Annotated in this window: 12 protein-coding genes; 4 read left to right on the top strand and 8 right to left on the bottom strand. The window is 65.7% G+C overall.

The window, feature by feature from the left end:
• Positions 1-24: 24 nt before the first annotated feature.
• From modC to A7D16_RS02150, 8 genes are all read right to left on the bottom strand, one after another.
• A complete protein-coding gene (gene modC / locus A7D16_RS02185) occupies positions 25-639 on the bottom strand; it encodes a molybdenum ABC transporter ATP-binding protein (RefSeq protein WP_064629404.1) in 615 nt (204 codons plus the stop codon).
• Complete coding sequence (gene modB / locus A7D16_RS02180; protein ID WP_015472643.1) at positions 639-1,325, bottom strand: molybdate ABC transporter permease subunit; 687 nt, start codon at positions 1,323-1,325, stop codon at positions 639-641. Before modB ends, modC begins: the two co-directional genes overlap by 1 nt.
• A gap of 16 nt (positions 1,326-1,341) precedes the next feature.
• Positions 1,342-2,118 (bottom strand): molybdate ABC transporter substrate-binding protein, encoded by a 777-nt coding sequence (gene modA / locus A7D16_RS02175; protein ID WP_064629402.1) that lies wholly within the window; start codon positions 2,116-2,118, stop codon positions 1,342-1,344.
• Positions 2,119-2,192: 74 nt separating this feature from the next.
• A complete protein-coding gene (locus tag A7D16_RS02170; RefSeq protein WP_064629479.1) occupies positions 2,193-3,017 on the bottom strand; it encodes an MBL fold metallo-hydrolase in 825 nt (274 codons plus the stop codon).
• 13 nt (positions 3,018-3,030) lie between these two features.
• Positions 3,031-3,804, bottom strand: coding sequence for a S1/P1 nuclease (locus tag A7D16_RS02165; protein WP_064629401.1), 774 nt, complete (start codon positions 3,802-3,804; stop codon positions 3,031-3,033).
• Positions 3,805-4,076: 272 nt separating this feature from the next.
• Entirely contained in the window at positions 4,077-4,691 is a 615-nt protein-coding gene (locus tag A7D16_RS02160; protein ID WP_064629399.1) for an OmpW/AlkL family protein, read from the bottom strand.
• Positions 4,692-4,814: 123 nt separating this feature from the next.
• Entirely contained in the window at positions 4,815-5,438 is a 624-nt protein-coding gene (locus tag A7D16_RS02155; RefSeq protein ID WP_064629396.1) for an OmpW/AlkL family protein, read from the bottom strand.
• Positions 5,439-5,716: 278 nt separating this feature from the next.
• A complete protein-coding gene (locus A7D16_RS02150) occupies positions 5,717-6,229 on the bottom strand; it encodes an SgcJ/EcaC family oxidoreductase (protein ID WP_064629395.1) in 513 nt (170 codons plus the stop codon).
• A gap of 442 nt (positions 6,230-6,671) precedes the next feature.
• On the opposite strand from A7D16_RS02150, the gene gap reads away from it, so the two are divergent.
• The 4 genes from gap to A7D16_RS02130 all read left to right on the top strand — a co-directional run bounded on the left by gap (position 6,672) and on the right by A7D16_RS02130 (position 12,692).
• The gene (gap, locus tag A7D16_RS02145) at positions 6,672-7,673 is read left to right on the top strand and encodes a type I glyceraldehyde-3-phosphate dehydrogenase (protein WP_064629478.1); all 1,002 of its coding nucleotides are present in this window, start codon (positions 6,672-6,674) and stop codon (positions 7,671-7,673) included.
• 216 nt (positions 7,674-7,889) lie between these two features.
• Positions 7,890-8,360 (top strand): hypothetical protein, encoded by a 471-nt coding sequence (locus A7D16_RS02140; protein ID WP_064629393.1) that lies wholly within the window; start codon positions 7,890-7,892, stop codon positions 8,358-8,360.
• A gap of 193 nt (positions 8,361-8,553) precedes the next feature.
• Positions 8,554-11,337 (top strand): DUF2339 domain-containing protein, encoded by a 2,784-nt coding sequence (locus tag A7D16_RS02135; protein ID WP_374053781.1) that lies wholly within the window; start codon positions 8,554-8,556, stop codon positions 11,335-11,337.
• Positions 11,334-12,692, top strand: a complete 1,359-nt coding sequence (locus A7D16_RS02130; RefSeq protein ID WP_064629389.1) for a DUF3999 domain-containing protein — start codon at positions 11,334-11,336, stop codon at positions 12,690-12,692. The genes A7D16_RS02135 and A7D16_RS02130 overlap by 4 nt, the downstream gene beginning before the upstream one ends.
• Positions 12,693-12,936: the final 244 nt, after the last annotated feature.

The raw sequence follows: 12,936 nt of genomic DNA, 5'->3' as shown, positions 1-12,936 counted from the left end.
GGTTGCTACGTTTAGTCGCCGCTTTCAATCCAGCACATGCACGCTATCGGCAATGCGCTGCACCTCATCGGGGTTGTGGCTGACGTAGAGCATCGGCAGGCGAATCTCGTCGCGCACGCGCTGCAGGTACGGGATCAACTCCTCGCGGCGCGCCTGGTCCAAAGCAGACAGCGGTTCGTCGAACAGCAGGATCGCCGGTTGTGCCAACAAGGCGCGGCCGATCGCCACGCGCTGCGCCTCGCCCCCGGAGAGGTTGCGCGGCCGGCGTTGCAGTAACGGCGCGATGCCAAGCAGTCCCACCACATCCTCGAAGCCGAACGGCGCCGTGCCGCGCGCATGCCGGCCGTAGCGCAGGTTGCCGCGCACATCCAGGTGCGGGAACAGCCGCGCATCTTGAAACACGTAACCGATCCGGCGCTTGTGCGTGAGCAGGTCGATGCCTTGCCCGGCGTCGAACAGGCAGCGCCCGTCGATGCGGATATGCCCGGCATGCGGGCGCACCAGTCCGGCAATCGCGTTGAGCACCGTGGTCTTGCCGGCACCGGATGGGCCCACCAGCGCCACCACGCGCGCATCGTCGTGGATGCGGATACGCCGTTCGAAGGTGCCGCGTTGCAGCTGCAGATCGATATCCAGCATCAGTCCTCCTCGCGCGGATGCGGCCTGCGCACCAGCCATTCGGACAGCAGCAACGCTGCCAGCGAAATCGCCAGCGCCACGCCGGCCAGTCGCCAGATGCCCGATTCCATGCCCGGCACCTGCATCAGGCCATAGATGGCCGACGACAAGGTCTGCGTTTCGCCAGGGATATTCGACACGAAGGTGATGGTGGCGCCGAACTCGCCCAGTGCCTTGGCGAACGCAAGCACCACGCCGGCGACCAGGCCCGGCCAGGCCAGCGGCAAGGTGATGCTGAAGAACACTCGCCACGGCCCGGCGCCCAGGGTGGCGGCGGCCGCTTCCAGGCGACGGTCGGTGGCTTCGATGGATAGACGGATCGCGCGCACCATCAGCGGAAATCCCATCACCGCGCACGCCAGCGCCGCGCCGGTCCAGCGGAAGGCGAACTGGATGCCCAGGTGTTCCAGCAACCAGCTGCCCACCGGCCCCTGCGTGCCCAGCACCACCAGCAGCGCATAGCCGGTGACCACCGGCGGCATCACCAACGGCAGATGCAGCAGCGCATCCAGCAGCGCCTTGCCCGGAAAGCGGCGCCGCGCCAGCAACCAGCCGCAGGCGATACCCGGCGGCAGGCTGGCAAGCGCCGCCACGATCGCAACCTTGAGACTCAAGCCGATCGCGGTCAGCTCTTCCGGGGTGAACATCGACAAGCGGCGTGCCTCAATCCTTCAGCGAAAAACCATGGCGCGCGAAGATCGTCCTGGCCGGCTTGCTCGCCAGCCAGGTCACGAAAGCGGCGGTGGCGGGATTGCTGCTGTTTTTCAATGCGGCAACCGGATAGACAATGGCCTCATGGCTGTCGTCGGGAAAGGTCGCCACCACGCGGACCTTGGCATCGGCGCGTGCGTCCGAGCCGTACACGATGCCCAGCGGCGCTTCGCCACGCGAGACCAGCATCAATGCCGCGCGCACGCTTTCCGATTCGGCAAGGCGGTCGCTGACGCTGTCCCATTGGCCGAGCTTGCGCAGCGCAGCGGCGGCGTATTTGCCGGCCGGCACGCTGGCGGTCTGGCCAACGGCCAGGCGGCCGTTCTCGCCAAGCGCCTTGGCAATGGCGCCGGGCGTGCGCGGGTCCACGCGCAGCTTGCTGTTGGCCGGCGCGATCAACACCAGCGTGTTGCCGAGCAGGCTGTGACGCTGCGCCGGCAGCACCAGGCCACGTTGCTGCAGGTAATCCATCCACTCCAGGTCGGCCGAAAAGAACACGTCCGCCGGTGCGCCCTGTTCGATCTGGCGTGCCAGTGCGGAGCTCGCTGCATACGACACCCGCACCGGCGTGCCGGCCGCTTTCTCGTATGCAGCCGTGGCCTCGTCCATCGATTCTTTCAGGCTGGCCGCTGCGAATACGGTGACCGGTGCGGTCTGCGCACTCGCCAGCATGGGCAGCGCCAACATCAGCACGCACAACGCGCGTTGCCAGAAACCGATCATGCGCATGGGGGAACTCCTCACCGGGTAGTCCCCGATCATAACGGCTGGGCGATGCGCCCCGCGTGGCGAGCCCGCCCGCGCTACGGAACCAGTCCGGCGCAGCGGCCCGCCTGCAGATTGGTCTGCAAGGCCGGCCGGATCAGCTTGGGTTCGGGCAAGCTGGCATCGCGCGCTTGTCGCTGCGCCACGAAGGCCTCGACATCGACGCCGTCGCGCACGTGAATATTGCTGCGCCGCTGTGCGCCGATACTGGTCTGGTACGCCACCGCGCGCCCACCGGGGCCGTAGTCGTGGCAGACGAACACGCGGGTGCGCTCCGGCAGCGTATACATGCGCTGGATCGACGCAAACAGCTGGCGCGCATCGCCGCCGGGAAAGTCGCAACGCGCGGTGCCCGCATCGGGCATGAACAACGAATCGCCCGGAAACAGCGCATCGCCGATCAGGTACGCAATGCTGTCGCTGGTGTGGCCGGGTACTGCGATGACGCGTGCGGCGATGCCGCCGAGCAGGAAACGCTCGTCATCGGCAAACAGATGATCGAACTGCGAACCATCGGCACGGAAGTCTTCCGGCAATGCGTACTGCGGTGCCAGCGTCTGTTGCACATGACGAATGCCTTCGCCGATGCCGATGCGCGCCTGCGGCCAGTGCTGTTTCAGCCACTGCGCAGCAGACAGGTGATCGGCATGCGCATGGGTTTCCAGCAGCCACTGCAGCTGCCATCCGCGTTGCTCGATGGCATCGAGGATGGCTTGCGCCGCATGCGTCTGGATGATGCCGGTAGCGGCCACATAATCCAGCGCCGGGTCGATCACCGCCGCCGCACCGGAGGCAGCATCGGCGACCACATAGGTGAAGGTGTTGCTGGCGGCATGAAAGAACGCAAGGACCTGGGGCTGCATCGGCGTCTCCACGTCAGGGGCTGGCCAGCGCCGCATTGAGTACGGCGGCGAGCCGGTCGCCGGCCAGGCGCAACTGCGTTTCGGCGACCGGGCGATAGGTGGCGATGTAGGTCTGCGGCAACACATGTGCGCTGGGGTACACGCCGGGCGTGATGGCGATCTTGCACGAGGCCTGTGCCCACGCCGCAGCCGGTGGTGGCAATGCCGCAGACACCGCTGTGGCAGCAGGTAATGCCAGCAGGCGTTGCAGGTAGGCATCGTCGCTCAGATGGCGGTCGTTGAGCATGCCGCTGTCCCATAGCGCATGCAGGTTGCTGCCCTTGCCATCGACCTGCAGCTGGAAGTCGTTGCCGCCCTTGTCGTGCGCGTAGCCGGCATGCATCGGTTGATGGATGTCGCCGACAAAATGCACCACGAACTTCAGGGCCTGGCGACGCACGTCCAGCGGCCGGTTGCGATCTGCAAGCAACGCGGTTTGTTGATCCAGCGCGGCGATCACGCAATTGCCGTCCGGGCAGTCGCGCGGCGGCGAATACGCGCAGTCGTGTTCGCCCAGATTGACGTAGTGCCACGGCCCGGAGCGCTTGCCCAGGTCCGGGTCGTGCTCGCGCAGCGCGTCGGCCCAGCTGGCCACGCCATGCAGCGTCGGGTCCGGCTCGCCGGCCAGCAATTGCGCCACCTGCGCACGTGCCTGCGGGCTCAGTTCGGTTTCGGCGATGCGCGCCACCAGGCGGTGACCCTGTGGGCCCCAGGCCAGCGCGGTGGTGGGGTGGATCGCGGCGGCCATTGCCGTCGCAACGACGATTGCAGAGAGGGGGAATGTCTTCATCCGCTGATTGTACGCATCGGTCCGGGACGGTTTGATGGCCACCCCGGGCAGGCAACAGCCACGCCTCAGTGTGGCACCAGCACCGCTTGGAGCGGCGACTACAACCTGGCGAGCAGTGGTCAGGCAGATGTGGACAGCACGCTCAGGACCCGGTGCACGAGCGGTATATGCCGCACCGAACACTGACTGCGCCCGCCTGGTGGTGAGCGCAGTCGTTTTGCTGGCAGCGCTCAGTAATAAACCAGATACGACACGCCAAAGGTCAGCGGATCGATCCGCGCCTTGCCCAGCCGCGCGCCGTTGAGATCGACGTTGCTGCGCGAATCGGTCCAGCGCGCATCCACGCGCAGCCCGCTGCGCTCGTTGAAGATGAAATCCACGCCGACATGTGCGGTGGCACCGACCGAATCGTCGAAGCGCAGATCGCCGCTGCCGATGGTCGGCTCGGTGTCTTCGCCCAGAAAGGTGGTGTAGTTGATGCCCACGCCCACGAAGGGCGACACCGTGCCATAGCCGTTGATGTGGTACTGCAACAACACGCTCGGTGGCACCGACCAGTAACTGCCCACCTTGCCGATGCCCTGCAGTTCCAGGTCGTGCTTGCCCGCCACTGCGGCATGCACTTCGATGCCGAGGTTGTTGCGGATGAAGTATTCGTAGGTAAACGACAGTGCCGGCGCGCCCTTGATCTCGGCCTGCGTGCCGCCGAAAGTGCCGCTGTCGGACTTGGGCGACACATAGCCGGCACCGTAACCGGTCGTCCAGTGGCTGGCCGACTGTGCGAAAGCGGGGGCGGCCGAGGCGGCCAGGGCAATGGCGAGGGCGGTGTGAATCAGCGTGTTCATGGAATCCCCGGTAGGTCGGACAGGCGGTCGACGTGACCGACCTGTCCGCAACTCCGGCGGTGGATGGATTCACGTCCCTGGACCGCAAGTGTGCCAGAGAAGCGCCGCCCACGCCGCCAAGGGTCAGAACCGGTGCACGTAGGCCACGCCGTAGACCAGCGGGTCGATGTTGACCGTGCCGATGCGGTTGCCATCCAGGCGCGCTTCGGTATCGATGTCGATCCAGCGCAGGTTGACGCGCAACGCGCCACGGTCGCTGAGCTTGTAGTCCACGCCGGCATGCAGGGCCAGGCCCCAGGAATCGTCCAGCTCCAGCTCGCTGCCGGCCAGTGCGCCGCGGGTGTCGGTGCTGAAGAAGCGCGTGTAGTTGATGCCGGCGCCAACGAACGGCGACAGCTTGCCCTGGCTGTTGAAGTGGTATTGCAGCGAAATCACCGGCGGCAGATGCTTGGTGCTGCCAACGCGGCCCAGCCCGCGCAATGCGATGTCGTGTTCGAACGGCAGCGCGGCCAGTACTTCGATGCCCAGGTTGTCGGCAATGAAATATTCCGCGGTAAAGGTCGGCTTGATGGCCTTGCCCACCTCCGCTTCGAGCGTGCCGCCGACCAAGCGCCCATTATCGGATTTGGGAGCGACCTGGTGGGCGCCGACGGCAACGGTCCAGTCGCCTTTGGATTGAGCCAGTGCGGGGACGCTGGCGAAAGCGGCGGCCAGGCCGGCGAGCAGGAGGGTAGAGCGCATGCGCATAGGAATTCTCGTTGGGTGCAATGAATGGAGGAAGTCTTGGGGCTTGGCGCCGCCGCTGCCTTGATCCTGATCAATCCGGCAGCGTGCTCAGGCGCCCGGCGTTGCGCTGGCTGCAGCAGCAACCCGCATTGACGGCAGTGGTGCGGGTGGTCGCAGCGGTGCAGCGCACCGCCAGTAGCACGTGATGTGCCTGGCACAACCGTCGGCGGAGGAGGGACGCAGACGGTTGCATGGGTGCTGGCGGCGACAGCCAATCGATGGCCTGTGCGATCCACCACTTACTTGGCCTTGGCGACCTTGGGTGCATCCACTTCCGGCATCGCCGAGCTGTGGTGGTTGATGATCAGCCACTTGCCGTCGCGCTTTTCGTACACGAAGGTGTAGCGCGCCTGCACGTTGCTCTTCTTGCCCTCTTTATCGGTCAGGGTGAAGGTATAGACGCCGGCATCCACTGCACTGTCGTCATCGAGCACACGCACGGTGCGGTAGTTGATCACGCCCTGCGGCTTCTTGGTCAGGAACATCTCGAAGTACTTTTCGATCTGCTCGCGCGAGGCGCGCACTTCGTTGGAGACCGTCGGCAGCAGCACGCCGTCCGGGGCATACAGATCGGCCACCTTGTCGGGGTTGCCAGTGGCCAGTGCGGCGTTCCAGGTATCGAACAGCGCGGCGACTTCGCGCGCTTCGCCATCGGCGGGCAGGGTGGCCTTTGCGTTGTAATGCATCACGCCAGCGGCCAGCGCCGGGGTGGCAGCAAGGGCCAGAACCAGAGAGAACAGGGTGCGACGCATGGGGAATCTCCGTGTGATGAATGGGTGCCTCAGCAGGCATGGCCAGTATCGAAATCCACGGAGTGCCGAAATTCTGCTGTTCGGCATAGTGTTGAATATGCTTTTCAGCCTATCGAATATAAATTTAAGTGACTGAAATATATGGGGTGTAGCGGTTTTGACTGGTGTCGGATCGTGTTGGCGCTAGCGCCGATTGGCGCGATGTCGTCGGCAATTGACCGACACGATTGCTGCGACGCGTGGCGTGGCCGCTCATGTACGCTCACTCCGTGGGCCGGGGGCAGCTGCGGGTCAATTCCCCGCAAAGCGTGACGCGTAGAGCTCCGCCCGTCACCCCATTCCCCCCGGCGCCTGCAACAACACGGCTGCACACAAGTGACGCTGCTAGAATGGTCGCCCCTTTCCATCCGCCGCGCTGTCGCGGCCGCAGGAGCTAGTGAACATGGCAATCAAGGTCGGCATCAACGGATTCGGTCGCATCGGCCGCAACGTGCTGCGCTCTGCGGTGCAGAACTTCGCCAATGACATCGAGATCGTGGCCATCAATGACCTGCTCGAGCCGGACTACCTGGCCTACATGCTGCAGTACGACTCGGTGCATGGCCGCTTCAAGGCCGACGTTTCGGTCGACGGCAACACGCTGATCGTCAACGGCAAGAAGATCCGCCTGACCCAGGAACGCGACCCGGCCAACCTCAAGTGGGACGCCGTCGGCGCCGACGTGGTGATCGAGTCCACCGGCCTGTTCCTGACCAAGGAAACCGCACAGAAGCACATCGACGCCGGCGCCAAGAAGGTGATCCTGTCGGCACCGTCCAAGGACGACACCCCGATGTTCGTGTTCGGCGTCAACGACAAGACCTACAAGGGCGAAGCGATCGTCTCCAACGCCTCGTGCACCACCAACTGCCTGGCGCCGTTGGCCAAGGTGATCAACGACAAGTGGGGCATCAAGCGCGGCCTGATGACCACCGTGCACGCGGCCACTGCAACGCAGAAGACCGTGGACGGCCCGTCGAACAAGGACTGGCGTGGCGGTCGCGGCATCCTGGAGAACATCATTCCGTCCTCCACCGGCGCTGCCAAGGCCGTGGGTGTGGTGATTCCCGAACTCAACAAGAAGCTCACCGGCATGAGCTTCCGCGTACCCACCTCGGACGTCTCGGTGGTCGACCTCACCGTCGAACTCGAAAAGCCGGCCACTTATGCCGAAATCTGCGCCGAAGTGAAGGCGCAGAGCGAAGGCGCGCTGAAGGGCATCTTGGGTTACACCGAAGACAAGGTTGTGGCGACCGACTTCCGCGGTGAAACCTGCACCTCGGTGTTCGACGCCGACGCCGGCATCGCGCTGGACTCCACCTTCGTCAAGCTGGTGTCCTGGTACGACAACGAGTGGGGCTACTCCAACAAGTGCCTGGAAATGGTGCGGGTTGTGGCGAAGTAAATCGCGCGCTTACGCGACGCTTTGAGGGCCCCGGCATGCCGGGGCCTTTGTTTTTTGTAGGTCGGAGTGTGATGTGGACATGCGCCGTCACCGCTTCGTCGCCAGTACGAGATGTGGACTTTGAGAGGCTCACGTGCGCTAATTTGCGCGCACGGCGGCCGTTCCCGTGTCGTGTACGAAGGATCGGGGAACTCCATGGATCGAGAGAACATAACGATGAGTAAATTTCTGGCGGGCGCATTGGCGCTCGGTGTGGTGATTGCGTTTTCGGCTCCGTTGAACAGTTGGGCGGCGAAAAAGCAGAGCGGTACGCCGGCGTGGATGAATGCCGATGGTGAAGTGATCAAGTCGTCCGACGTCGAGGCCGGCTATGGCGAGACCGTCAAGGGCGTCAACGATTACGAAGGCGAGATCACCGGCAAGCCTGCGCCGGGCAGCAAGTTCACCCAGTTGCAGATCGGCATGCCGATGAAGCAGGTGACCGATCTGATCGGGCAGCCGAATGACCAGGGTTCGTACGTGACTGGCAAGGCGTTCATTCCGTTCTTCTTCGGCGGCGACCGTTACCGGTACGAGATGGCCTACAAGGGCCAGGGCCGTCTGGTCTTCGCTGGCAAGTCGATGGATACCGGCGGCAACTTGATCTGGATCATCCATAACAAGAACGACAGCGGCTACCGCGAATAAGTTTAAAAACGCCCGGTTCTCCGGGCGTTTTTTTGGGCGCGCTTGTGTACGTGCAGCCATTGCGTCCCGGAGCTGCTGACGTCATCGCGTCGCAGAGCTTTCCCCCCGGCTTGGCTGCCCAGACGCGTCCTGAGCCTGTATGGTTCGCGCATTCGGCCGGATGCCGACTCAGGGGGTTGCTGCGTTGGAAACGATGGTCGGGCTGGTAGTGCTGTTTCTGCTTGCGTTGCCGGTGGGATTGGTGATCGCACTGGTGTGGATTGCCGGGTTGCGGCGACGCGTGGATTCACTGGAGCATCGGCTTGCGCAGTGGCAGGCCAGTGGGGCGGGGGCCGCAGATGCGGCGGCGGTGCATTCGCCAACGCCAACGCCTTTCAGGGCGTGGGAGCCGCAGCAAGACGCATCTGACGTCGGTGTGTCTGTATTTGGCGAGCCCGACTCGCCTCGCGCAGCAGACCTGCAAGCTGCACCGGTGTCTGTCGTGACGATGCCGCCATCATTGCCCGCCGATGCGTTCGCGTCTTCGGCAGCGCGTAGCGCTGGCGATGTGCCGACTTCGTCCACTGCGCCTGCGCAGGCTGAGCCGCAGCCGCAGCCGCAGCCACAGTCACAGCAGCAACCGCACTACATCCCGTCCGAACCCGGCCCGATCGCGCGCGCGGCCAGTGCAGTGAAGCGCTGGTTCACCGAAGGCAATGTGCCCGTCAAGATCGGCATGCTGGTGTTGTTGGCCGGTGTGGCCTCGTTGTTGAAGTACGCCAGCGACCAGGGCTGGATGCGCATGCCGATCGAGCTGCGGTTGGCCGGCATCAGCGTTTTCGCCTTGGCCGGTCTGGTCTTCGGCTGGAAGCAACGCGAGCAGCGGCCGGGCTTTGCGTTGGCCTTGCAGGGCGGCGCCATCGGCGCCTTGTTGTTGACCGTGTTCGCTGCCTTCAAGTTGTATGGATTGCTCGGCGCCGGTCTGGCGATGGGTATCAGCGTGGTGCTGATTGCCGGCATGTGTGTGCTGGCGGTGGTGCAGGATTCGCGCACGTTGGCGGTGTTGGGCGTGCTGGCCGGATTTCTTGCGCCGATCTGGTTGTCCACCGGCAGCGGCAATCATGTTGGGCTGTTTTCGTACTACGCCGTGCTCAACGCAGGCATCGTGGCGATTGCGTGGATGCGTCCGTGGCGCGTGTTGAACCTGCTGGGTTTCGCCTTCACCTTCGGCATCGGCACGTTGTGGGGCGCGCTGCAGTACACGCCTGCGAAATTCGCCTCGACCGAGCCGTTCCTGTTGCTGTTCTTCGCCATGTATGTGGCCATCCCGGTATTGCACGCGCGCCGCGGCGACGGCAGTGCAGGCAAGCTCATCGATGGCAGCCTGTTGTTCGGGACGCCGCTGGTGGCCTTCGCGTTGCAGGCGCGTCTGCTGGAAGGCGATCGGTTGCCGCTGGCCTTGTGCGCGGTGGCGGTGGCTGCGTTGTACGCAGGCCTGGCCAGTTGGTTGCTGCGCCGCGCCTCCACGCGCTTGTTGGGCCAGGCACACGCGATGCTGGCGGTCGGCTTCGCAACCCTGGCGATACCGCTGGCATTGTCGGCACGTGCCACCGCAAGCGTGTTCGCACTCGAAGGTGTGGGCTTGTTGTGGTTGGGCTTGCGGCAGCAGCGACGCATCCCGCAAATCAGCGGCGTGGCGCTGCAGTTGCTCGCGGCAGTGGGTGTCGCCTTCGGCGTGGATGCATGGGGCGACGACACGGTAGCGGTGGCCAATGCCACCTGCATGAGCACCTTGCTGCTTGCCATTGCCGGCTGCGCCAGTGCCTGGTTCCTGCGCGATGCCGGGCATCCGCGACGCGCGCTGGGGGCGTATCTGTGGGGGCTGGGCTGGTGGACGCTGTGCGGTGTGCACGAGATCTTGCGCTTTGCCGATCTACGCAGCGAACCCGATCTGCTGCTGGGCTTTACCGCACTCAGTCTATGGCTGGCGGCCGAGGAGCATCGCCGCCGTCCCGCAACGGCGCGGGTATGGACGGTGATGTCGGGTCTGGCGCTGGCAGCACCGCTGGCGGTGTGGCAGGGCGAGGCGCACACCCAGCCGTTCGCGCATTGGGGGGCGCTGGCCTGGGGTGTGTTTGCGGTGGCCGGTGCGCGTGCGCTGTGGTGCCTGCGCCTGCAGCAGGGCGCTGGCGCGATGGCCGCACAGTTCATCTGGTGGTTGCTGTGGCCGTTGGTGGTGTCGTTGGGTGCGGCCTGGTTGGCCGATGCGTTCTTGCTGGCCAATGGCTGGCGGTGCGCCCTGCTGGCTGCGCCGTGGCTGCTGGTGGCGATGCTGGGGTTGTTGCGTTGGCCGTGGCTGGCCTGGCCGCAGGGCGCCGGCTTCGACCCTGCACGCAGCGCGTTGCTGAGCTGCGTGTTCGCCGTGCTGGGCATCGGTTGGCTGGCGGTGTTGCTGGACCCGGTGAGCGCTGCGCCGTTGCCATGGCTGCCGCTGCTGAATCCGGCCGAGCTGACGCAACTGGCGGTGCTCGCATTGCTCGCGCGCTGGGCCTGGTCGGCATCGGCGCCGGCATTGCTGCAGCGTTGGCGCGTGACCGCGCTGGGTGTGCTGGGCTGGGCGTTGATCACCGGCAGCACCTTGCACAGCGTGCATCACTGGGGTGGCGTGGCGTGGGATTCCGCGTTGATCGGCGCCACCTTGTCGCAGACCAGCCTCACCATCGTGTGGAGCGTATTGGGCGTGCTGGGCTGGGTGATCGGCTCGCGTCGCGGGCAGCGTGGGCTATGGCTGGGCGGGGCGTTGCTGATGGGCCTGGTGCTGGCAAAGTTGGTGCTGGTCGACCGCCAGCATCTGGGTAATCTGCTGGGCATCGGCTCGTTCATGGCCTATGGCCTGTTGTGCACCGTGGTGGGCTACCTGGCGCCGGCGCCGCCGCGTCCGCTGGCAACCGAAGGCACTGCCGTCGAAGACGACGGCGTCGAAAAGGATCAGGCATGAAAGCGATGCGATGGGCGCTGCTGGTGATGGTGCCGCTGCTGGCGCAGGCCGCCGATGTGCGGCAGGACTACCGCCAGCAATGGCCGCTGCAGGTGACCGGGTCCGATGCCGGCATCTATCAGCTGACCTTGAACGCGGCGGTGTACCGCAGCGCGCATGACGCCGCGCTGCGCGATGTCACGGTGATCGATGCGCGTGGCGAAGAACTGCCCACCGCCTGGTTACCGCTGGATGCCGCACCGGCGGCTGCGGTGCGTCGGCAGCGCCTGCCCCTGTTTGCCTTGCCGGCCGGTGCGGCGCCGGCCAACGGCGATCTGCAACTGATTGCCGAGCGCGATGCCAGTGGTGCGGTGCGCCGTCTGGAAGGCCGCTTTGCGACCGGTGCCGCCGCCGCTGCAGGCGGCGGTGGGAGCTGGTTGATCGATGCCAGCGCATTGCGCGATCGCCCGCGGGCGCTGCTGCTGGATTGGGACGGCGACATGCCGGTGCAGGCGCAACTGCGCGTGGAAGGCAGCGACGATCTGCGCGATTGGCGCGTGCTTGCGGCCGAGGCCACGGTCATCGCGCTGGACAACCAGGCGCAGCGCTTGCAGCAACGCCGCATCGCACTCGACGACGGCGCACGCTATCTGCGCATCGTGCCGGTGTCGGGCCAGTTGCCGGCCCTGCGCGTAGTCGAGGCGGAGCTGGACGGCATCGCGGCGTCCGCACCGTTGCAATGGCTGGAATTGCCAGGCACCGCGCAGGACGCAGTGGTGCTGTATGCGTTGCCGGGGCGCTTTCCGATCACCCAACTCGATGTCGGCGGCGGTCAGGCCGAAGCGGTCGAATGGATCGCGGCAAGTCGCGATGCCGACGATGCGCTGTGGTTGCAGCGTGCCGGGCCCTGGTTGGCATACCGGCTGGGCAAGGGCGCGGCCGCGGCATCGCCGCCGCAACTGCTGTCCGCCCCGGTGCGCGATCGCCAGTGGCGGCTGGTGGCCGCGCAAGGGCGCAGCACCGCGGTGCCGACGCTACGCGCCGGTTATCAACCGGAACGGCTGATGTTTCTGGCCCAGGGCCAGCCGCCGTATGCGCTGGTCGCCGGCAGTGCGCGCGCGCAACGTACCGACGCACCGCTGGCCTCGATGCTGCAGGCACTGCGACGCGAACGCGGCGCGCAATGGCAACCGGCGCAGGCCCGTGTGGCCACGCAGGCACAGCCGCTGGCCGGCGAGGCCGCGCTGGAGCCGGCGGCCACGCCGCGCGACTGGAAGCGTTGGCTGCTGTGGGGCCTGTTGGTCGGTGGCGCCTTGCTGGTCGGTGGTTTCGCGGTGAGTCTGCTGCGTAACGCGTCGGCCAATCGCAGCGGCTGAGTGCACCCGCCTCGCACCGCGGTTTGCCGCTGCGGCGCGAAGGTCCGACAATGGGCGTCCCCCGTCGCCAAGGCAGCCGCATTGCCCGTCGTGTTCGACCAAGCATCCCCCGCGTTGCCAACCGTAGTGGCAGCGACAGAGGTGACAGGCAAGGTGCGATCCCCGCGATCTGCATGCGGTTGCAACAACCGCGTGAGACGTCTGCCTCAAAGCATCTGCCCGTCTAGCGCTCGGAGCGTGGCAG

Source organism: Xanthomonas nasturtii (assembly GCF_001660815.1).
GTDB classification, from domain to species: Bacteria; Pseudomonadota; Gammaproteobacteria; order Xanthomonadales; family Xanthomonadaceae; genus Xanthomonas; species Xanthomonas nasturtii.
The sequence above is the reverse complement of the archived record's forward strand: the minus strand, read 5'-3'. Positions and strand labels throughout refer to the sequence as shown.